This is a genomic window from Yoonia sp. R2331 (genome assembly GCF_041103235.1).
Lineage (GTDB): Bacteria > Pseudomonadota > Alphaproteobacteria > Rhodobacterales > Rhodobacteraceae > CANMYO01.
Window position 1 is genome coordinate 169,209 of the sequence record NZ_JBGCUN010000003.1, and the last position, 20,187, is coordinate 189,395.

The 20,187-nt window shown below is 60.9% G+C and carries 20 protein-coding genes; 3 read left to right on the top strand and 17 right to left on the bottom strand.

The window, feature by feature from the left end; translation table 11 throughout:
• Positions 1–14: 14 nt before the first annotated feature.
• The 7 genes from AB3Y40_RS18760 to AB3Y40_RS18790 are packed head-to-tail and all read right to left on the bottom strand — an operon-like array spanning position 15 to position 7,656.
• Positions 15–1,307, bottom strand: coding sequence for a sigma-54-dependent transcriptional regulator (locus tag AB3Y40_RS18760; protein WP_369440421.1), 1,293 nt, complete (start codon positions 1,305–1,307; stop codon positions 15–17).
• On the bottom strand, positions 1,304–3,022 hold the full coding sequence (locus AB3Y40_RS18765; protein WP_369440422.1) for a sensor histidine kinase: 1,719 nt from the start codon (positions 3,020–3,022) through the stop codon (positions 1,304–1,306). The genes AB3Y40_RS18760 and AB3Y40_RS18765 overlap by 4 nt, the downstream gene beginning before the upstream one ends.
• 49 nt (positions 3,023–3,071) lie before the next feature.
• The gene (locus AB3Y40_RS18770; protein ID WP_369440588.1) at positions 3,072–3,809 is read right to left on the bottom strand and encodes an SDR family NAD(P)-dependent oxidoreductase; all 738 of its coding nucleotides are present in this window, start codon (positions 3,807–3,809) and stop codon (positions 3,072–3,074) included.
• A 1-nt stretch (position 3,810) separates the two neighbouring features.
• Positions 3,811–4,383: a DUF3833 family protein gene (locus tag AB3Y40_RS18775; RefSeq protein ID WP_369440423.1), complete on the bottom strand. Its 573-nt coding sequence runs from the start codon at positions 4,381–4,383 to the stop codon at positions 3,811–3,813.
• Entirely contained in the window at positions 4,383–5,612 is a 1,230-nt protein-coding gene (locus tag AB3Y40_RS18780; RefSeq protein WP_369440424.1) for an MFS transporter, read from the bottom strand. Before AB3Y40_RS18780 ends, AB3Y40_RS18775 begins: the two co-directional genes overlap by 1 nt.
• Entirely contained in the window at positions 5,609–6,364 is a 756-nt protein-coding gene (locus tag AB3Y40_RS18785; RefSeq protein ID WP_369440425.1) for a DUF1365 domain-containing protein, read from the bottom strand. Before AB3Y40_RS18785 ends, AB3Y40_RS18780 begins: the two co-directional genes overlap by 4 nt.
• Positions 6,361–7,656 carry an NAD(P)/FAD-dependent oxidoreductase gene (locus tag AB3Y40_RS18790; protein WP_369440426.1) on the bottom strand — a complete coding sequence of 432 codons (1,296 nt, stop codon included), beginning with the start codon at positions 7,654–7,656 and terminating at the stop codon, positions 6,361–6,363. The genes AB3Y40_RS18785 and AB3Y40_RS18790 overlap by 4 nt, the downstream gene beginning before the upstream one ends.
• A gap of 121 nt (positions 7,657–7,777) precedes the next feature.
• On the opposite strand from AB3Y40_RS18790, the gene AB3Y40_RS18795 reads away from it, so the two are divergent.
• The gene (locus tag AB3Y40_RS18795) at positions 7,778–8,434 is read left to right on the top strand and encodes a sigma-70 family RNA polymerase sigma factor (protein WP_459554010.1); all 657 of its coding nucleotides are present in this window, start codon (positions 7,778–7,780) and stop codon (positions 8,432–8,434) included.
• An 8-nt stretch (positions 8,435–8,442) separates the two neighbouring features.
• Positions 8,443–9,087: a ChrR family anti-sigma-E factor gene (locus AB3Y40_RS18800; RefSeq protein WP_369440427.1), complete on the top strand. Its 645-nt coding sequence runs from the start codon at positions 8,443–8,445 to the stop codon at positions 9,085–9,087.
• Positions 9,088–9,161: 74 nt separating this feature from the next.
• On the opposite strand, the gene AB3Y40_RS18805 is transcribed toward AB3Y40_RS18800, so the two are convergent.
• From AB3Y40_RS18805 to AB3Y40_RS18825, 5 genes are all read right to left on the bottom strand, one after another.
• Entirely contained in the window at positions 9,162–10,187 is a 1,026-nt protein-coding gene (locus tag AB3Y40_RS18805; RefSeq protein ID WP_369440428.1) for a fatty acid desaturase, read from the bottom strand.
• 97 nt (positions 10,188–10,284) lie between these two features.
• A complete protein-coding gene (locus AB3Y40_RS18810; protein ID WP_369440429.1) occupies positions 10,285–10,734 on the bottom strand; it encodes a hypothetical protein in 450 nt (149 codons plus the stop codon).
• A gap of 36 nt (positions 10,735–10,770) precedes the next feature.
• Positions 10,771–12,009, bottom strand: coding sequence for a DNA recombination protein RmuC (locus AB3Y40_RS18815; protein WP_369440430.1), 1,239 nt, complete (start codon positions 12,007–12,009; stop codon positions 10,771–10,773).
• A complete protein-coding gene (mutL, locus tag AB3Y40_RS18820; RefSeq protein WP_369440431.1) occupies positions 12,006–13,823 on the bottom strand; it encodes a DNA mismatch repair endonuclease MutL in 1,818 nt (605 codons plus the stop codon). Before mutL ends, AB3Y40_RS18815 begins: the two co-directional genes overlap by 4 nt.
• 62 nt (positions 13,824–13,885) lie before the next feature.
• On the bottom strand, positions 13,886–14,242 hold the full coding sequence (locus AB3Y40_RS18825) for a hypothetical protein (protein WP_369440432.1): 357 nt from the start codon (positions 14,240–14,242) through the stop codon (positions 13,886–13,888).
• A gap of 211 nt (positions 14,243–14,453) precedes the next feature.
• On the opposite strand from AB3Y40_RS18825, the gene AB3Y40_RS18830 reads away from it, so the two are divergent.
• Complete coding sequence (locus tag AB3Y40_RS18830) at positions 14,454–15,458, top strand: NAD-dependent epimerase/dehydratase family protein (RefSeq protein ID WP_369440433.1); 1,005 nt, start codon at positions 14,454–14,456, stop codon at positions 15,456–15,458.
• Positions 15,459–15,476: 18 nt separating this feature from the next.
• On the opposite strand, the gene AB3Y40_RS18835 is transcribed toward AB3Y40_RS18830, so the two are convergent.
• From AB3Y40_RS18835 to AB3Y40_RS18855, 5 genes are all read right to left on the bottom strand, one after another.
• Positions 15,477–16,775 carry a M16 family metallopeptidase gene (locus AB3Y40_RS18835; RefSeq protein ID WP_369440434.1) on the bottom strand — a complete coding sequence of 433 codons (1,299 nt, stop codon included), beginning with the start codon at positions 16,773–16,775 and terminating at the stop codon, positions 15,477–15,479.
• Entirely contained in the window at positions 16,772–18,106 is a 1,335-nt protein-coding gene (locus tag AB3Y40_RS18840) for a M16 family metallopeptidase (protein WP_369440435.1), read from the bottom strand. The genes AB3Y40_RS18835 and AB3Y40_RS18840 overlap by 4 nt, the downstream gene beginning before the upstream one ends.
• A 118-nt stretch (positions 18,107–18,224) precedes the next feature.
• Positions 18,225–18,614 (bottom strand): YybH family protein, encoded by a 390-nt coding sequence (locus AB3Y40_RS18845; protein WP_369440436.1) that lies wholly within the window; start codon positions 18,612–18,614, stop codon positions 18,225–18,227.
• 117 nt (positions 18,615–18,731) lie between these two features.
• On the bottom strand, positions 18,732–19,547 hold the full coding sequence (locus AB3Y40_RS18850) for an RNA polymerase sigma factor (protein ID WP_369440437.1): 816 nt from the start codon (positions 19,545–19,547) through the stop codon (positions 18,732–18,734).
• 73 nt (positions 19,548–19,620) lie between these two features.
• A complete protein-coding gene (locus tag AB3Y40_RS18855; RefSeq protein ID WP_369440438.1) occupies positions 19,621–20,157 on the bottom strand; it encodes a DUF3035 domain-containing protein in 537 nt (178 codons plus the stop codon).
• Positions 20,158–20,187 lie beyond the last annotated feature (30 nt).

A 20,187-nucleotide genomic window follows, 5' to 3' on the forward strand; every position in this document is an offset into this window, starting at 1 on the left:
GGATTTCCGCAGGGCTACAGCAGCGCGTCCTTATCAAGGCCCAGTTTGACGATTTTCTCGTTCAAGGTGCGGCGTCCTATGCCCAGTTCGGCGGCGGCATCATCCATACGGCCCGCGTGGGTCTGGATCGCCTTGCCAATCATCTGCCGTTCAAACGCAGCTACCGCCTCGCGCAGGCCGGGGCGCGGGGCGGCGCTGGTATCCGCGCCAGACATCGCATCGCCCATCGTGCCAAAGCCTTGCCGCGCGGCCATCACCCGCCGTTCCGCCACATTGCGCAATTCGCGCACATTGCCGGGCCAGTGATGCGACATCAGCGCGGCCAAATCCGCCTCTGACAATTCAGGCGGGGGCATTTCGAACACCGCCGCGGCCTCGGCCAGGAAGCGGATCACAAGCAACGCCACATCATCCAGCCGAGCCTGCAAGGGCGGCAAGTGTAGTGCGAACCCTTCCAGACGGTACAGCAAATCGCGCCGCAACCGCCCTGCCGCCACAGCTTCGGCGGTGTCCTCGTTGGTGGCCGAAACCACGCGCAAATCAATGCGTTCCGGCGCGCCCTGCCCCGGTTCCAACACCTCTTTGGCTTCGATCAAGCGCAGCAGCATCGGCTGGATATCCGCAGGACAAGCGCAAATCTCATCCAGAAACAGGGTCCCGCCCGCCGCACTACGGGCCACCAGCGGCAATTGCTCGGGCCCGATCTGGGCCGCATTCACCGCGATGAATGGCCCGTCGCACCGGCCCGAGATGTCGTGCAAGGCGCGCGCCACAAGGTCTTTGCCCGTCCCGGTATCACCATGGATCAAAACAGAGGCGTCAGCGTCGGCCATCATTGCGATGTTGTCGCGCAGGCGGGCCATCACCTCGGTTTGGCCCAGCAGAACGCGATCCAACCCCGACAACTGTTGCAGCCGCTCTTTCAGGCGCTGATTGCTGTTGCGCATCTGATGCTGTTCGGCGGCATGCGACAGGATCAGAAGTAAGCGCTTGGGGTCATAAGGCTTTTCCACAAAGCTATAGGCGCCACGGTTCATCGCATCGACCGCCATCGGGATATCCCCATGTGCCGAGATCAGCACAATGGGCGGCGGCGCATCCAGCGATTGCAGCAGTTCCAGCCCGGTCATCTCTGGCATCCGCACGTCCGACAGGATCACATCCGGGCGAAACTGGGTGATCCAGCGCGCGGCATCGGTAGCGCGCGGCAAGTCCTTGGCGACCCAGCCCGCCGCTTCGATCAGGTCCACAAGCGAGGTGCGCATCATCCGGTCATCATCAATCACAAGCACACGAAAGGCCGTCATGGCGATGCCTCCCCGGTGTTGCGCGGCAAGGTGACCCGGAACAACGCGCCGCCCTGCGCGCGGTCGGATGCGGTGATCGTGCCGCCATGGTCTGACACGATCCCGGCTGAAATCGTCAGGCCCAGTCCCATGCCCCGCCCGCTTTCGCGCGTGGTGGCAAAGGGTTCGCGCAGGTCGTCAAATGACTGATCCCCCAGGCCATGGCCGCTGTCTGCGACGGAGAACCAGACGTCATCATCCGCCTGCCCCATCTCAATCGCGATGCGGCGTTCGGCAGCATCCTCCATCGCGTCCAACGCGTTACGCACGATATTTGTCATCACCTGTTCGATCCGCAGCGCGTTGGCCCAAAGCGTGACATCGGATGTCGGGCGCTGAAAGTCCACCGTCGCACCGGTATGTGCGATCGTGGGCTCCAGCAGATCCAGCGCATTGGTCATCGCCGCCGCAAGGTCGATCTTTTCGAACTTGTCCCGGCCTTTACGGGAAAAGAACTTTAGCTGCCGGGTGATGTCCTCCATCCGGGCCACAAGGCCCTGCATTTTGTCGTTCAGCGTACTAGGCCCGGAGGTCATTTCGGCCGCTGCCAACCGATTACGCATGGCCGCAATTGGTTGACCCAATTCGTGCGTGACCGATGACGCCAGTTGCCCCAAGGCTGCCAACCGCCCGGCGCGCTCCAATTCTGCTTGGGTCTTTTGCAGGTTCTGTTCCGCGGCGCGGCGTTCCTCGATCTCGACAGCAAGACGCGCGTTGGCGGACCGCAACAGCGCCTGATCCTCTTCCGACTTTTGCAAAGCTGCGCCGATGCTGCGCACCCGACGCACCTGCAACGCGATCAACCCCAGCACACCCATCAGCAGCACGAACCCCGCACTGAGCGAGGCGCGGGTAACGGCCTGATCGTCGGGCACAAAGAAATGCAGCGACCAGTCGTTGGGCAGATCACGGGTGCGCAGATACAGCAAATGCTTGCCACCCACATTGGCCGTTTGGGCCGTGATGTCGCGGGTCCAGTCCAGCGGGTCCAGCGGCTCCTGCCCAAACTGGCGGGATGCGATAATCCGGTCGCGCTGATCCGCTGTCAGCGGGTCCAGCACGCGGTAGCGCCACGCCGGATCAGAGGCCAGAAGTACCACACCATCGGCATTGGTCAGCATGATCCGCTCGCCCGAGGCTTGCCAGCTGTTTTGCAGCGCGGACAGATCCAGCTTGATCGCGATGACGCCCTCCGCCGCCGCGCGCGATTGCACCGCCAGTGCATAGAAATACCCCGGAATGCCGGTGGTGGCCCCGATGCCATAGAACTCGCCCAGTGCGCCATCGCGGGCCGCCTGAAAATACGGACGGAACGCATAGTTTTGCCCGACAAAGCTGTTGGCAGCCGCCGCGTTCGAGGCCGAGATCGTCAGCCCCGCATCGTCCATCAGATAGATCGCATCCAGCCCCGCACTTTGCGCAAAGCGTGCCAGTCGCCGGTCAAGCGCGGTGGTATCGCCGCCTTGCAGGGTGGCCGCAACAAACGGGTCTTGCGACAAAAGGAACGGCAGATGGGCAAAGTGGCGCAGCTCTGCCTCGACCGTGCTGCGATACAGCGTCAGGCGGGCGGCGGCTTGTTCACGGACCTGCGCGCTGAAATAGGTGTAGGACGCCCAATACACACCCAATGTGCAGGCGACCAGGATCGCAATCGGGACAAGGTTCAGGTGCCGCATAACGCCCGTGGTGCCCGGTGGATGGCGGAAAATCAACCGCCACGGCAGATCAGCGCGCGCCAAAGATCCGGTAGTACATCCAGTCAGGCATGAATTGCGACAGGCGGAAAAGCCACGAGAACACCATCGGGAACGACTTTTTGAAGGCGTCATCGTTCATGTGGTCAAAGACCTCGTTGGCGGCATCCTCGGGCGTCATGATGAACGGCATGTTGAAATCGTTCTTGTCGGTCAGCCGGGTCTTGATGAAGCCGGGATTGATCACCTGCACCTTGATCGGGTGGGTGCGCAGATCGGCCTGCATGGATTCCGCCAGCGCCATTAGCCCGGCCTTGGACGCGGAATAGCCAATCGCCCCCGGCAGCCCACGGAACCCCGAAAGTGAACCGGTCAGAACGATGTGCCCCGCACCCCGTTCGACCATCTGCGGGATGACCTCACCCACCACGCGAGATGCGCCAAGATAGTTGACCTGCGCCATCATCTCGGCCTTGTCGTTATCCCATTCTTGCGCCTTCATCGGCCAGTAGACGCCCGCCAGATAAACCACGCCGTCGATCTGGCCGACCTTCTCGGCGGCTGCGCGCACGCTGTCCATGTCGGCCACATCCACGGTCACACATGACGCAGTACCGGGGAGTTCTGCGACCAGTTCGGCCAGCCGGTCCTCTGACCGGGCGGAGACGATCAGCTCTGCCCCGGCGCGCGACATCACATGGGCCACAGCGCGGCCCAATCCTTCGCTTGCGCCGACCAGCCAGTAGCGCTTTCCTTGCCAGCTTTGCACGTTATTCGCCCGCCACGGCGCGCGCATGCGCCGGGCGCATGGTGGCGACAAGCTCGGCCACCTTGATCCCGAATTTGCGGAACTGGCTGCGGTTCATCACGGTGCCGTTCGACATCAGATACATCCAGTCTGTGGTATCCAGAACGTGACCGCCCGCCTCTTCGGCCAATTTGATCCGGTAATTCAGCAGCACCGCAGAGCCGTTTTGCTGGCCCGATCCCGCACCAATCACATCGGGCGCCTCAGCCTTGATGCGACCGTCATTGCCCAGCGTCAGGGTCCAGACCCGGTCTTGGACATTGCCGCTATCGTAATGAAACACCTCTTTCATGGTGCAGACATTGCCATCCCATTGCGCATCGAAATGCGCAACAAACCGTGACGTGACGCGGCCAAATGGACCATAAATGATACCTTCGCATTCAATCGGGCCCTGAAAGGTGTCGCGGATGTTGAAGGTAGGGCCATCGGCATAGTCGTTCGGTTTCTGCGCCCAGAAGGACACATAGCGGGACTTGGCGATTAGCCCGATCAAAACCAAGGCGGCCCCGATCAGAATTGCAGCGAGTGACATTATCTGTCCTCTAATTTGGTGGCGACCAGCAGGCCAATTGCCACGAGTTTCAAAAGGCATGGCACCCCTGCGTAAAGGAGCGTCAGCATTGTCAGCGCCGCCTGCGGGTTGGTCTCTGCCCCTGCGGCAAATCCGGCCTGTTCCAGCAGCGGCAAAAGCACCACAGCGGCAAAGGCCAGCGTCAGTTTGTTCACCAGCGACCAAAGCCCAAAACCCTGCCCACCGTTTGGAGAAACCTGCGCCATGCGTTTTGCAAACATGGCAGGGAGGAGGGTCAGGTCTGCTCCGATCGTTGCACCACTTAGTACGCAGACAATGCTGAACTGGATCAGGTCGCCTGTGCCCAATGTCAGCGTGTAGCCAAATGACAAGATCGCCAGCACCATCGCCGTCAGCAGCACCGGCTTGGGGCCAAAGCGCGCCGCAAGGCGCGACCAAAGCGGGGCGGACATGGCCGCAGCCAGAAAAAACAGCACCAATAAAGGGCCTTCCCAGCCAACCGCGCCCAAACGGTCATCGACGTAGAACAGGAACAGGGTGGAACTGACGGCCAGCGGTGTGGCGTTGAACAGCGCCAAGATCAGAAGGCGTTTGGCCAAGGGGTCGGACAAAATGTCGCGGATGCCCATAGGTGCCGATGACGTGCGCCCGGTCCACTCGGGCCACATATAAAGCGCGGCCAGGGCTGTCAGCGCGGCAAAGCCATAGGCAAAAATCGCGAAAGGGCTTTCGGTCATCCCCATCAACACAGTGGGCACAATCGCCGCGATGCAGACCCCCAAAAGCGCGCCGGTTTCCCGCCATGCCGCAAGCCGGACGTGGCCCGCGGGGTCCGGCCCCGCCTTCGCGATGCCTTGCGCGTAAAAGTTGATGGTCAGAAAGCTGAACGCACTGAATAGGCCTGTGACGGTGATGGCGAACCACCAGATCGCCGGGATCGGCGGGGCCACGGCAAATAGCCCGATCATCGAAATCGCCAGAAGTGCCACGCCACCAGTCACGGCGAGCGCTTTGCTCCGGTTCAGGCGTTCGCTGATCCAGCCCAGCACCGGGTCCTGCACCACATCAATCAGCCGCAGCACAAACAGCACCGCACCCAGTGCTGTCAGACTGACACCATAGGATTCAGCGTAATAGGCTGGCGCATAGATATAGATCGGCAGCCCTGCGGCGCTGATGATGGCGGCAAAGAGTGAATAGGCGGGCAGGCGGTCGCGCACGGCGCTCACCTTGTGACCTCTTCGCTGGGGGGTGTGGGCTGACTGCGGAAAGTCGCGCCCTTCCACCACAGCTTGATCGCTTGCCAATGGATCAGCGTCAGCACCCGGCGCGATCCAAACGGGCGGCGCAAGGCAGCGCGCAGGATACCGGTGTCGGTCAGCGGCGCACGTGGACCTTTGAGCGTGGCAATAACCCCGCCATTGCCGCGGCTATAGTCGATGATGATGTGAATATTCTGTTCCGAAATATCAAATCTGAACACATATCCGCCTTCAATCGGCTGAAACGGCGAAACATGCATGATTTTCTGCGCAGCGAGTGTTTCATCCTTCGTGATCGGGCGCAGGTCGTCATGGGCACACAGATAACTGTGGCGGTCACCAAAGGTATTGGTCACCTCTGCAATCACGCAGCGCAAGACGCCGTCATCGTCATGGCACAGCCAAAAGCTGACCGGGTTGAACACATGGCCCAGCAGACGCGGCTGCGCGAGCAATTCGATCCGCCCCGACAGGGTAATCTGATGCGCCTGCAAGATATCGCGCACCCAAGCCGCCCCCATGCCTTGCTTTGGCGCGCCACCGTGATCGCTGTCTTGCAGCGACATCAGCGCGGCACGGTTGCGGGCAAACAGCTTGGGCGTTTGCAAATCAGCTTCTGCGTCCAGCAGCACATAGTCTATGGAATAGCGAAAGGCGTTTTTCACCGCCCCGCGCCGACCGTGATAGGTCTCTCCATTGATGTGCTGTACAGTGCTCACTCTGCTGCCATCTCCAACCGTTCAACCGCATTCAGGGCATGGACCACGTCATAAGCAGACGACAGCCCGTCCTCGTGAAAGCCATTCTTCATCCACGCACCGCAGAACCATGTGCGGTTTGATCCGTTGATCGCTGCCGCGGTTTTCTGGGCTGCGAGTGCGGCCATATCATAAACCGGATGCCGCAGGGTGGCGGTGTCCCAGATCAGATCATCGCGAATGGGCCGCGTGGAATTGAGCGTCACCATATAGTCACCACCGCTGATCGACGGCTGCAGCGAATTCATCCAATAGGTCAGGTCGATCTGATCCGACTGCTTGCCGCGATCCTCAGTATAGATCCACGACGACCAGACCTGTCTTCGCTTGGGCATTACAGCGGTGTCGGAATGCAGGACAATGTCGTTGGGCTGATAGCGGATCGCGCCCAGCGTGGCCTTTTCCGATGGCGTCGGGTCAGACAACATCGCCAGCGTGTCGTCGGAATGGGTGGCAAAGATGATCTCGTCAAAGCTTTCCCAATCTCCGCCTGCCTTGACGTCAACGCCAAAGGGCGTGCGGCGCACGGTTTGGATCGGGATGCCAAGGCGGATATCAACGCCGCGCCGCGCCATGTCTGTGCCCAGACGGTTCACATATTCAATGCCGCCACCGGTCACGGTGTACCACTGGTGCTGACCATGCACGCCCAAAAGCGCGTGATTGTCGAAGAACCGCAGCAGCGCATAGGCCGGGAAATCCATGATCTGTTCCTTGGGGGTTGACCAGATCGCGCCAGAGAACGGCAAAAGATAGTGATCGCGAAAGAAATCCGATAGGCCCAGTTTCGCAAGCAACCCACCCACGGTCAGGCTTTCGTCCGCTGCAGCTGCCAGCCCGTGTTTGTTGAAATGCAAAAGGTCACGGACCAGTCGCAAAAACTTGGGGCTTAGCGCGTTCATCCGCTGCGCGAATAGCGCATCCAGCGAGGTCAGCGCATATTCAAAGCGGCCCCCGTCAAAGCTGGCGCCAAAGCTCATCGTGCTCTTCTCGACCGGCACATCAAGGTGGTCAAAAAGGGCGGTCAGTTTGGGGTAGTTGGCGTAGTTGAAGACGATAAACCCGGTGTCCACAGCCACGTCGCGGTTTGGCCCCGCCATACGAGTACGCGCATGGCCCCCCAGCCGGTTTGCCGCTTCGAACAGAACCACGCGGTGGTCTTTGGCCAGCAAATGTGCCGCCCCCATGCCGGATATGCCAGCCCCGATGACGGCCACCTTACGGGGGGCCGCAGTTGCAGTTTCAAATGGCATGGAAGGTCCTCGTCGCTTTGTCTTTGGTCTTAGTACGTCACGCGACGCGGGCCGGATGAGTTTCGGTCAATAAAACAGAAATTTCTGTGATCCGATACCCGCGGGCCTGCGTAGACAGATCATGTTGACGACAGTGGAAGACAGCACAAAACCGGATGCGGCGGTTGCGATGGGCCTGTATGGTCCTGATAAATCGCGCCCTTCCGGCGCTGTAAAGGCAGATCGGTTGAACACGACGGACACAAGCAAACGGATGATGTGGGTCGCCCATGTCGTGGCCATTCGTGACCAGCAGGACAAGGATGCCTTTGCCGAACTCTTTGCGCATTTTGCGCCACGGGTGAAGTCGTTCCTGATGAAGTCGGGCACTTCGCCTGACATGGCAGAGGAATGCGCACAGGACGTGATGGTGACACTGTGGCGCAAGGCGGCAATGTTTGACCCCGCCAAGGCCAGCGTCAGCACCTGGATTTTTACGATCGCGCGGAATCGTCGGATCGACATCCTGCGCAAAGAACGCCGCCCCGAACCCGAAGAGCTTCCTTGGGGCCCCGAAGCAGAGCCCGATCAGGAAGAGACCGTGGCGCTGCAACAAGAGACGCAAAAACTGGGCGCGGCCTTGGCCGAACTGCCCGAAAAACAGCGGACACTGATCGAAAAGGCCTATTTTGGTGACCTTTCTCACAGTGAAATCGCAGAACAGACAGGGTTGCCGCTTGGCACGATCAAATCCCGAATCCGGTTGGCGCTGGAACGCCTGCGCCACGTTATGAAGTGAATGAAACCATGACACAGATTAAACACCACCTGACCGACGCCCTGCTGATGGGCTATGCCGCTGGCACCCTGCCTGAGGCGTTCAACCTTGTCGTCGCCACGCACATCAGTATGTGCGACACCTGCCGCGCAGCGCTTGCCGAATTCGAGGCGGTGGGCGGCGAGGTGATGATGGCCACCGATGCCGCATCGCTGGCAGAGGACAGCCTGACCGCGACTCTCGACAAGATCGCCAATGCGCCCGCAGCGCCCAAGGTGCCGGCGCGCAAAAAGGGCATCTTTCCTTCACCGCTGCAAAGCTATGTGAACGGTGATCTGGACGCGGTGAAATGGCGCAAGATTGGCGGAGGCGTCAGTCAAGCTGTATTGCCGACCTCTGAAGGGGCCACCGTGCGCTTGCTGCACATTCCCGCGGGCACCGCCGTGCCGGACCACGGCCATCGCGGCACAGAGCTGACGCTGGTGTTGCAAGGCGCATTTGTGGATGAAACTGATCGCTTTGGCGCAGGTGACGTCGAGGTCGCAAACGAAGACCTGCATCACACCCCCGTGGCCGAGGCGGGCATGGATTGCATCTGTCTGGCGGCCACCGATGCGCCGCTAAAATTCAATGGGCTGATGCCCCGCATTTTTCAGCGTTTCGTCGGGATCTAGGTCCCCCTCACACACAGGCAAAACGCGCGAAAGCCCCGGACCGACGTCCGGGGCTTTTTGCTGTTTACAGGGCCTTAAGCGTGGGCGAGCGCGCGTGCCGCCTTAAAGGATACAAGCCGCCGGTTGGCGCTGTCCCACAAGTCCAGCTGGGCGCATTTGAAGCTTTCCAGCAGGGTCATGCGGCTGCAATCCACCAGCTCTTCATGATCGCGCAACACCTCGTTCAAACGATAGAACGGAATACGGCTATACAGATGATGCACATGGTGGATGCCGATATTGGCGGAAAACCAGCGCAGGATCAGTGGCAGGTCATAGTGTGAACTGCCGTGCAGCGCCGCTTCGTGCAACTGCCAATCGTCATGTTCGTCCCAATGGGTCTGCTCAAACTGGTGCTGCACATAGAACAGCCAGACGCCGATAGACGCCGCCACCAGCGATGACGGCAGCATGACCAGAAACAGCGCGGCCCAGCCGCCGAAATAGACGATCACCGACATGATCAACAGGATCGACGCATTGGTGCCCATCGCGGAAATCCAATAGCTGCGGCCCTGGTCCATGAACCCCTTGGGCACGCGGTTTTGCAGGAGGAAAATGTAGCTCGGCCCGATCCCGAACATCACAATCGGATGGCGGTAGGCGCGATACAGAAACCGGCCGAACCGGCTGCGCTGGTGATATTCCTCGACCGTCAGGGTCATGATGTCGCCAAGACCCCGGTGCGCCAGATCACCCGCATGGCTGTGATGGATCGCATGGGACCGGCGCCAGACATCGTAAGGCGTCAGCGTCAGGACACCAAGTGACCGCCCGACCCAATCGCTGACATTACGATTGTCAAAGAACGACCCGTGGCCGCAATCATGCTGAATGCAAAAGAGCCGCAGCAAAAAACCACCATTCACAACCGAGATCAGAAAGGCCCCAAGGTAGCTATAGTTTGCGACCCAACAGGCCAGCACCCAAAACGCCACAAATGGCACCAAGGAAATCGCAAGCTCAAACGAGCTGCGCAACGTGTTGGGTTCACGATATTTGGCGAGGACGCGGACCCAGTCGCGGGCCGTGTCGATGGCGGGCGTTGTTGTTTTTGTCATGTTTGCCGATTTACTGCTGCTGGCTTGCGATACAGCAAACAGGACGTTGTGCAAATGAACTTTTTCGCCAGATGCGAGAACGCCCTTGAACCTGGCGCTATTGCGTGCGGGTTTCCAGCCCCTGCCCCTGATCGGTCACACGGGTCACGGCCCAGTTGCTGATCGGGCTTTCATCGTCCCAGGCCAGCGGCACAAATTGGCCATTCTTCTTCATCCAGCCATCGCCACCGGGCGAAAGATAAAAGGTGCGACCGGCATAAGCACCTGTAACGACGGCGTAATCCGGCGTCATTTGCAAGGTTGCCGCGCGCCCATGGGTTGACCCCGCACAAACGGTGGCACCACCCCGACAAGGGGCAAGCGTGTAGCTGTGCAGCTCTCCGTGTTCCTCGGTCAGGATTGTCACAGGGCCGGTATCAAATGGTTGGTCGGAAAACGCATTGGCCCAGGCGCGCTGCACCTGAACCGGGTTTTGTTCAAACGTCAGCGGCTCACCCGGCGCGCAGGCGGTAAGGGCCAGAAGGGGCAAGGTCAGGGCAAGGCGCATGGGACACTCCGTTTGGCGATTGGTGTGATCCTGCCCTCAGGTGCCGGGGGGCGCAAGGGGCACCACCTTGTCGTCGGCATCGGGGGCAAGTTCCTCAAAGTCGAAATTTCCCAGCCGGTTTGCACGTTTGCCCGCCTTGCCTGCGGAAATTTTGATGTCCTCGACGTCCTTTGAGGCTTGCGCAAAATGCTTGTCCAAGTTGCCGACACGGGTGACCAAACGATCAACGTCCCCGCCCAATAGCGCCAATTCCTTGCGGATCGCCCCGGTCTGTTCCCGCATTCGCGCATCTTTTAGGATCGCGCGCATGGTGTTCAATGTCGCCATGCAGGTTGTGGGCGAGACGATCCAGACCCGCGCATCGAACCCTTCGCGCACGATGGCAGGCAAGCGCGCGTGAAGCTCTGCATAGACTGCTTCGCTGGGTAGAAACATGATCGCACCATCGGCGGTCTCACCTTCGATGATGTACTTCTCGGATATCGCCTTGATATGCACCCGCACCGCATTGCCCAGATCGCGCAGCGCGATCTTCTGCATCTCGGGCGTCTCGGCAGAGGCGAGCGCCTCGTAGGCCTCAAACGGGAATTTCGCGTCAATCACAATCGGCCCCGGCGGATTGGGCAGATGGATCAGACAATCCGCGCGCTTGCCGTTGGAAAGCGTCGCTTGCAGGGCATAAGCATCCGCTGGCAGCGCCTTGGACACAATATCGGTCAGTTGGATTTCGCCGAACATGCCGCGCCGCTGCTTGTTGGACAGGATGTCCTGCAAGGTCAGCACATCGCCTGACAGCTTTTCGATGTTCGATTGCGCCTTGTCGATGGTCGCCAGCCGTTCTTGCAATTCGGTCAGCTGCTTGGTCGATTTTTCGGACGACCCGGTCAGGGTCTCCTTCATCTTTTCCTGCATTTCCGACATCGCGCGCGCAGATTTCAGCGCGTTGTCGGCCAGCCGTTCGGCCACTTGCGCATTTACCTCGGCCAGCCGGGTCTCCATCGTCTGGATCACGCGCACCTGTGCCGTGGCCTGCGCGTCGCTGACTGTCTGAATGTTGCCCGCCAACTGGCTTTGGTTCGCGTTCAGCACCTGCACGTCGTCGCCCAGACGGCTGACTTGCGTGGCAACAAAATTGACGGCCTGCGCCGATTGCCCGGCGCGGCGGACTGCAAGGATCAGCAGGACCACGATCAGCGCCGCCAAGACGGCAGCGACGATGATCCCGATAACGGCCGGTTCGCTCAGGTCGATTGATTGTCCTGCGATTTCAATCATGTGCGCCCGAAAAGCCGTTCGATGTCGGTCATCTTGAGTTCAACATAAGTGGGCCGCCCGTGGTTGCACTGGCCGGAATTCGGCGTCGCCTCCATCTCGCGCAGCAGGGCGTTCATTTCCGGCGCAGACATGCGCCGCCCGGTGCGGACAGAGCCGTGGCAAGCCACCCGCGACAGGATGGCGTTCAGCTTGGATTCCAGCAGTTTGCTGTCACCCTGATCAGTCAGCTCATCCAGAATGTCGCGGATCAGAGCGGTGGCATTGACCTCGCCCAACAGGGCCGGGGTTTCGCGAACAGCGATCGCACCGCCACCAAAGGGTTCAATCGTCAGGCCAAGGCGCGCAAGGTCGGGGGCAATCGCCAGCAGTTGCGCGGCTTCATTGTCGGTCAGGTCGATGATCTCGGGGATCAACAGCGCCTGTGCTGCGACACCATTGGCGGCCATTTGCGCCTTGAGTTTCTCATAAACCAGCCGTTCGTGGGCGGCATGAGCATCGACAAGGATCATGCCAGAGGTGGTTTGAGCAAGGATATAGTTCTCGTGCAATTGCGCACGGGCAGCACCCAGCGGCAGCGCCTCTTCGGTTGCTTGCGCGCCCTCATCGGCAGGTGGTTCAACACGGGCCGAACGATGTTCGGCAAAGCCGGACTGGAAGGTCATGGATTGCGCGGTGAACCGGGGTGCGGGGCGGTCCATCTGGTAGACGCGCGGTTCTGCCGACGGGATCTGCATCGCGCCCAGGGTCGCATCTGCGACGGTGCTCGACGCGCGGTGACCCGCACTTGCCAGCATGTGCCGCAGACCCGAAACGATCAGCCCGCGCACGGTGCCGGGATCGCGAAACCGGACCTCTGATTTTGCCGGGTGGACGTTGACGTCGACCAGCGTGGCGTCACAGTCGATGAAAAGTGCCGCGACCGGGTGACGGTCGCGTGACAGCACATCCATATAGCCCGCACGCAGCGCCCCCAGCAGCATCTTGTCACGCACCGGACGGCCATTGACGAACAGGAATTGCGCCACTGCAGCGCCCCGGCTGTAGGTCGGCAGCGCCGCATAGCCAGTCAGGTGAAAGCCGTCACGCGTCGCGTCCAGCGGCACAGCATTATCGGCAAATTCACGGCCCAACACCGACCGCAAGCGCCCGTGCAGCGCATCAAACAGATCACCGGTCTGGGCATCGGCCCTGAAAACCGTGCGCTGATCCCCGCCTGAAGTATCGCGCAGGACAAAGGTGATAAACGGCTCTGCCATCGCAAGACGTTTGACCACATCCGTGATCGCCTGGTTTTCAGCCCGGTCAGAGCGGAGGAATTTCAACCGCGCAGGTGTCGCATAGAAAAGGTCACGCAGTTCCACCACGGTGCCCTTGTTCAGGGCTGCGGGTTTGACAGCACCGGGCTGCCCGCCCGCCACGCTGATCGTGGCGGCATCCGCGCCTGCACGGCTGGTGATGGTCAGACGCCCGACCGCACCCAGCGACGGCAGCGCCTCGCCCCGGAACCCAAACGAATGAATGTTGAGCAGATCGGTGCCGTCGATCTTGCTGGTCGCATGACGCGACAGCGCCAGTGGCAGGTCACCGGGTGCAATGCCGCAGCCGTCGTCAGTGACACGGATCAAGGTCTTGCCGCCATCAGCGATCACCACCTCGATCCGGGTGGCCCCGGCGTCGATGCTGTTTTCCACCAACTCTTTGACTGCAGAGGCAGGGCGTTCCACGACCTCGCCCGCCGCGATCCGATTGATGGCGGCGTCATCCAGCTGCCGGATCACCGGCGCGGGCTTTATCTGGGGGTCAGCGACAGACATGCCACAATTTGTAGCATGATTGCAGGCGATTCTACGAGGGGAAAACCGACAGCCAGCAGCGGCTATTGCGCCACGCGATAGGCCACCAGACAATACCGTTGTCCGTTGTCACAGCGGACCAATCGGCCCTTTGGCGTGGTCAGGCGTTCGGCAAGGCTGGTCGGTTGAAAAACCGTTAGGGCCTGCGGGTCCAGCCCGCGCGGCCTGATCCGATCCAACCCGTCCGCCTGCTGCCCCAACAGCGGCATCAGCAGCCCCGCCAGTCCGCGTTTTTGCGAATACCGCCGCACCGGCATCTGATGCGGCGTAGCCGCAGCAGGGTCGTCAAACGTCAGATCCGCCGCCGCCACACGCGGGCCAAACGACAGCCAGAAGACAACAACCAAAGCACTCAGAACGAACCATCCAAGATCACGCATCACATGCTCCTGTCGGCCCCCCGCCGCCTGCGAGGGTTGAGCATCATGATGAACGAAAGGTTAAACCTGCCCCGGTGTTACAGTGCCGACAGATTTCGTGATTTTATTTAATGTTAACAAAGCGCCGTTAAGGGTTTCTTTAACTGTATGAATGTCGCGCTACATCTGCGCGCCCCCACATTTGCATTTCACGTTCAATCGTGCGTAAGCTATGACTTACATATATTTGGGGGAAACGATGCGCATTTTGATCGTCGGCGGCACGGGGTTTCTGGGGGCCGCAACGGCCACGGCGGCGGTGAACGCAGGCCATGACACCACCGTCCTGACCCGAACCGGCCCAGTGGTGACCGGGGCGACGGCGCTGGTCGCGGACCGGATGGCCCTGCCTGATCTGCAGGGTCAGTTTGATGCGGTGATCGACACCTGTGCCTATGGGCCGGATCACGTGGCGGCCTTGCATGATGCGCTGGGGTCAGTGGGCCAATATATCCTCGTCTCGTCCATTTCGGCCTACGATGATTTGTCGCAACCGAACGCGGATGAGGCAGCACCCGCCAGCCCCGCAACACCGCAGCAAATCGCGGCCTATCCGGTCAGGGAACACGGCGCCGATGCAATGGCCTATGGGTCCGCCTATGGTCCGCTCAAACGCAGTTGCGAGCTGCGCGCGCTGGACTGGGTGCCGGGGGCCGCGCTGATCCGACTGGGGCTGATCGTCGGGCCAGGTGACAAGACGGACCGTTTCACTTGGTGGCTGCGGCGGATTGATCAGGGCGGACAGGTGCCTGTGCCAATGGACCAGAAGGTGCAATTGATTGATGTGGCTGACGCCGGGCGCTTTCTGGTGCATATGGCAGAAACCGGTCAGGGCGGCGTGCTGAACCTGACTGGCGAGGCATCCGCGCTGACAGATATGCTGGCAAAAGCGGTGGCCGTTGCAGGCGCAAAGACGGTTCTGGCGCCGCGTGACATTGCGGAATTCGCCAAGGCAGAGGTAGCATTCTGGACCGACCTGCCGATGGTCGTGCCACCCGATGGCAAAGCCGCCGGGATGCTGGACGTGTCCACAGCCCGCGCGCGCAAGGCCGGGCTGGTCACGCGGCCCCTGGCGCAAACCATCGCCGACACGCTTGCGTGGGATCGCGGGCGGCGCGATGTGCCGCTGACCTGCGGGCTGTCAGCGGCGCAAGAGGCGCGTATTTTGAACGGTTAGAAGGGCAGATTGCCCATCCTAAAGGCCCTCGGGTTGCCCGACGACCACAAAGTGCAGGTTGTCGGGCTGCAACAAATAGGCCGCCACGCGGTTCACATCTTCAAGCGTCACGGCATTCAAAATGTCATTGCGGTTGATCACATAATCCGGCGGCAGACCGGTCAGCTGCATCCCGACAAGGATGCCCGCGATATCCGCATTGCCGTCAAACCGCAGCGGATAGGCACCGGTCAGATAGGTCTTCATCGCGTCCAGCTCGTCCTGTGTCACACCGTTCTCGGCAAAGTCGCGCCAGACCTCGCGTGTCACTTCAATCGCTTGCGCAATGGTCCCGTTGGACGATGCAACCTGACCGATGACCATTTCGGCATGAAATTTCGGCACCAGATAGCTGCGGATGCCGTAGGTCAGCCCGCGCTTTTCCCGGACCTCCATCATCAGGCGTGACTCAAAGCCCGATCCGCCCAACAGCTCGTTCAAGATATAGGCAGCCATATAATCGGGGTCGTCACGCTCAATCCCTGTGTGCCCGAACAGGGCAACGGATTGCGGCGTTTCGTAGTCGATGATTGTGGTTCCACCGACAAGACCAAAGTCGATGTCGTCAGGCAGGGGCGGCCCTGAAGCGGGCAGATCACCCAAAAGCGCGTCCAGAAGCGGGCCAAGCTCTTCGGCTGTAATATCCCCCACTGCACCCACATAGATCCGGTCACGGGTCAGGGCATTGCGGTGCGCGGTGATGATGTCCTCGCGGGTCAGGGCAGTCACGCTTTCCACTGTGCCATCCATCACAGAACCGTAGGGATGGTCAGGGAATGCCGCTGCATTAAACGCGTCAGAGGCAATGGTATTGGGGTCTTTTGCATCACTTGCCAGCCCCGACAACACCTGCCCGCGCACCCGGTCAATGGCGTCCTGATCAAAGCGCGGGTTGACTAAGGCCTCGCGCAGAAGCGCCAGCGCCTCGTCCCGGTTTTCGGTCAGGAACTCGGCCGAGATCGAGGTCAGATCATCGCCCGCCCGGAACCGGAAAGATGCCGCCAATTCTTCGCGCCGGGTCTGAAAGGCCTGCGCATTCATATCGCCTGCGCCTTCTTCGATCAGGGCCATCATCAGGTTGGTGGCCCCGCGCTTGCCCGGTTCATCCAGTGACGCCCCACCGCGAATACGGATTTCGAGCGCTGTGAACGGGATCGAAGGTTCTTCGACCAGCCAAGCGTCGATCCCACCGGGCGAGGTGATTTCCTTGATCTCAACTGCGGCAAGTGCAGCAGAGGCGGCAAAAGCAACCCAAAGGGTCAGGGCAAAGCGGATCATTTCGCGTCCTCCCGGCTTGCGACAACCCAGCCGGTGACGGCCTGATCAAGGTTGAGCACTTCGGCGGCGACCGCCTTGATATCGTCTTCTGTCACAGCTTGCAGGATGTCGGGCCAGGCCTGCACATCCGCGACCGTCAGCCCTTGGGTCAAAGCCGCGCCATAGCGTCGGGCAAGGCCTTGGACGTTGTCTTTGGCGTAAATCTCGGACGCACGCAGCTGACTGCGGATGCGGTCCATGTCTGCGGGGTCAATCGGGTTTGCCATGAAGTCCGCGATGACCTGATCCATCGCGGCCTCGGCCTCTGACAGGGTCACACCGGGCACGGGCACCACTGTGACGCCAAAGCTGGTGTCATCCAGCGCGTTGCCAGAATAGCCCGCGTTGGAATAGATCACGGTCTGGGTGTCGAACTGCAGCGCCTTGCCAAAGGCAGACGTGAAAGACGACCCCCCCAGCAACTCTGACAGATAGACCAGTGCTGCGGCCTTTTCCTGCGCACCGCTGTCGCGTTCCGGGGCAAGGTAGCTGCGGGTCAAGTAAGGTTGGCTGACACGGGGATCGACATAGGTGATCCGGCGTTCGGCGCGTTGCGGGGGCTCCTCAGGGCGGACACGTTCAGGCAGGTCGGGTTCCGCCGGGATCACGCCATAATACTCCTCGGCCAGTGCCAGCACTTCGGCGGGTTCCACGTCGCCTGCGACCACAAGGATCGCGTTGTTGGGGCTGTAGTAGAGGTCATAGAAATCCAGCGCGTCTTGCAGCGACAGGTCTTCCATCTCGTGCTTCCAGCCGATGATCGGCACGCCATAGCGGTGGTTTTGATATAGTGCCGCGCGGAACTGCTCCTGCGCCAAAGCACCGGGGTTGTTTTCGGTGCGCTGATTGCGTTCTTCCAGCACGACCATACGTTCCGTCTCAATGTCTTCGGCACTGATGCGCAGGTTGTTCATCCGGTCGGCTTCCATCTGCATCATCAGCGGCAGACGATCCGCTGCGACGCGTTGGAAATAGGCGGTGTAGTCATAGCTGGTAAAGGCATTGTCGCTGCCGCCGTTGGCCGCGACAGTGGCCGAAAACTCGCCCGGTGCGAGCGTATCGGTGCCTTTGAACAGCAGGTGTTCAAGGTAATGCGCCACACCTGAAGCGCCGACGGGTTCATCCGCTGATCCGACCTTGTACCAGACCATATGCACCACCACCGGCGCGCGGTGGTCTTCGATCACAACGACATCCATGCCGTTATCAAGGGTGTAGGTTGTGACCTCTTCCGCCTGAACCGTGAGTGGTGTCATGAATAGCAGGCAGGCAGCAAACGCTTGGCGGAGCATGGGGGACCTTTCGCGGTGTTATGCGCGTCAACCTACGTCACAATCCGCTGCGGGCAAGGCCTACCTACAGGTTTGTGACGCGGCGTGTGAAACGCCGCGCCACACACGTTCCGGATTACTAAGGCAAAAGCCGTTGCCCGTGCGGGTTGTCAATCACCATCAACCAGGCCCCGTCTGCCTGCCGCAGCAGCACCGCCACTGACAGGCCGCTCTCGGAAATGGCCGGACCGTCTGGCACTTGTCCGGTCATTGTCCAGGGTGTGATGTGCAGCGCCGTATCGCCGCTGATGATCACTTCGTGTTCCCCAAAGGTGAATTTGGGATCAATGCCAAAGACCTCGGTGAACCGTGCCTTGATCGTGGCGGCATCGGCAATCGGCGCGCCAGGGTCAAAGACGACGGTCGCGCCTTTCGCATAAGTCGCCATGATCCCGTCCAGATTGCGGGCCTCAAAGGCAGTGGTCATGGCAGTGATGGTGGACAGGGCGTTGGTTTGGTCAGGTGTCATATTGGGTCCTTCTTCTGACAGGGTTGGGGTTGGCAACAAGGCACACGCCAAGAGCCATGAGAAACGCAGTTTCATGGGATATCCTTTGGTTTGGGGTGGGGTTTGGGGTGTGGCCGCCTATGTCGGCGGGTCAAGGATGCGCAGCACGCGTGCTGCCAGCGTGGCCGGGGTGCGCAGTGTTCCGGTGGCGGTCTGCAGCTTGGCGGCTTGCAGCGCACCGGCCAAGGCCTGCGCCTGCCCGCGCACCGCGGCAAAGTCAGGTGCATCGTCCGGGGCCAATAGCTGCGCGCCGTCAATGCGCCCGGCGGCAAGAGCGGCGGGTACCCGGCGCGGGCAGCGGCAAGGGGCCGCGTCGTTTGCCAGCCCGCAACTGCGCGCGGTAAAGTCTGTTACGGCTGCGCGTGCGCGGGTCAGCCGCTGGCGATAGTTTGCCTTGGTGATGCCCAGCACGGCGGCAGATTCGGTCTGGTCCAATTCCAGCACATCACCCAGCACATAGGCCGCGCGCAACGGCGGGTTCAGGCACAGCAGCATTGCCATCGTGCAGGCAATCCGCACTTCGGTGACCAACACATGATCCTCTGCCGGGGCGGCGGTGTCATCGACAAGCCCCTGCATCAAATCCTCTGCAAACAGATCAAACGTCAGGCCGGGATCGCGGGCGCGGACTTTCTGCGCCGTCAAAAGGTAATTGGTACCGACGCGGTAAACCCAGGTCTCAAACCGGCTTTGCCCTTCAAAGGTCGACAGCTTGGTGACCACGCGGATCAAGATCTCTTGCGCGGCATCGCGGGCCGCTTCGGGGTCCGCCAGCATCCGCAGGGCAAGGTGATAAACGCGCGGGGTAATCTGCCGGACCACCGCATCCAGTGCGGTGGCTTCGCCGGTTTTGGCGCGCGCGACAAGTGCGGACAGGTCGTTGGGGTCGGTCATGCTGCATCCTTGGTGTCTATGTCAGGTTAGACAACCGGCAGCAGCGATGTGTGACAGATTATTTTGGCGCGGCTTACTGCGGCGGGGCCGTGGGCGTGGCGACGCCCAGATTGCGGAACTGGATCAGCGTTGCATAAGCATCAAGCGCCTGATTGGCATAGGCCTTGAAATAGCGGTCGCCGCCAAAGGGGTTCAAGGCGCTCAGCCGGGTTTTGCCAGCCCGAAAGGCCGCGTCTTCGCTGGCAAGTGTCTGGCGGATGTTCGCGGTCACCCCATTACGCCCGGCGTGGGCCACAAGGGCCGCATCATTGCTGGGAATACCACCGGCAAAGGCGGCTGCAGGGTTGCCGCCAAGTGCTGCAATCGCCTCGCCTTTGGGGTTGGCGTCTACCGGATTGGTACCACCCGGCGTGGGCGGTGGCAGAACAGACAGGTTTTCAGGGATTGTCAGCGGGGCCACGGGCAGCACGCTGAACTCATCAGGACCATCGGTGCCGGTGCTCAGGTCTCGCAAACCGCCGCCTCCCGCACAGGCGGATAGGCCCAGAACAGCCACACTGGCCAAAACAAACGTGCGCATCGTGATCCCTTTGGTCTTTGTTGCGGGCATGGATAACCGATTGCAAAGGCCGCGTCACGC

Excerpts from the sequence above, each read along its gene's own strand:
- AB3Y40_RS18760 (WP_369440421.1), bottom strand. The coding sequence starts at position 1,307 with ATGACGGCCTTTCGTGTGCTTGTGATTGATGATGACCGGATGATGCGC.
- AB3Y40_RS18765 (WP_369440422.1), bottom strand. The coding sequence starts at position 3,022 with ATGCGGCACCTGAACCTTGTCCCGATTGCGATCCTGGTCGCCTGCACA.
- AB3Y40_RS18775 (WP_369440423.1), bottom strand. The coding sequence starts at position 4,383 with ATGTCACTCGCTGCAATTCTGATCGGGGCCGCCTTGGTTTTGATCGGG.
- AB3Y40_RS18790 (WP_369440426.1), bottom strand. The coding sequence starts at position 7,656 with ATGCCATTTGAAACTGCAACTGCGGCCCCCCGTAAGGTGGCCGTCATC.
- AB3Y40_RS18795 (WP_459554010.1), top strand. The coding sequence starts at position 7,778 with ATGTTGACGACAGTGGAAGACAGCACAAAACCGGATGCGGCGGTTGCG.
- AB3Y40_RS18800 (WP_369440427.1), top strand. The coding sequence starts at position 8,443 with ATGACACAGATTAAACACCACCTGACCGACGCCCTGCTGATGGGCTAT.
- AB3Y40_RS18805 (WP_369440428.1), bottom strand. The coding sequence starts at position 10,187 with ATGACAAAAACAACAACGCCCGCCATCGACACGGCCCGCGACTGGGTC.
- AB3Y40_RS18810 (WP_369440429.1), bottom strand. The coding sequence starts at position 10,734 with ATGCGCCTTGCCCTGACCTTGCCCCTTCTGGCCCTTACCGCCTGCGCG.
- AB3Y40_RS18815 (WP_369440430.1), bottom strand. The coding sequence starts at position 12,009 with ATGATTGAAATCGCAGGACAATCAATCGACCTGAGCGAACCGGCCGTT.
- mutL (WP_369440431.1), bottom strand. The coding sequence starts at position 13,823 with ATGTCTGTCGCTGACCCCCAGATAAAGCCCGCGCCGGTGATCCGGCAG.
- AB3Y40_RS18825 (WP_369440432.1), bottom strand. The coding sequence starts at position 14,242 with ATGCGTGATCTTGGATGGTTCGTTCTGAGTGCTTTGGTTGTTGTCTTC.
- AB3Y40_RS18830 (WP_369440433.1), top strand. The coding sequence starts at position 14,454 with ATGACTTACATATATTTGGGGGAAACGATGCGCATTTTGATCGTCGGC.
- AB3Y40_RS18835 (WP_369440434.1), bottom strand. The coding sequence starts at position 16,775 with ATGATCCGCTTTGCCCTGACCCTTTGGGTTGCTTTTGCCGCCTCTGCT.
- AB3Y40_RS18840 (WP_369440435.1), bottom strand. The coding sequence starts at position 18,106 with ATGCTCCGCCAAGCGTTTGCTGCCTGCCTGCTATTCATGACACCACTC.
- AB3Y40_RS18845 (WP_369440436.1), bottom strand. The coding sequence starts at position 18,614 with ATGACACCTGACCAAACCAACGCCCTGTCCACCATCACTGCCATGACC.
- AB3Y40_RS18850 (WP_369440437.1), bottom strand. The coding sequence starts at position 19,547 with ATGACCGACCCCAACGACCTGTCCGCACTTGTCGCGCGCGCCAAAACC.
- AB3Y40_RS18855 (WP_369440438.1), bottom strand. The coding sequence starts at position 20,157 with ATGCCCGCAACAAAGACCAAAGGGATCACGATGCGCACGTTTGTTTTG.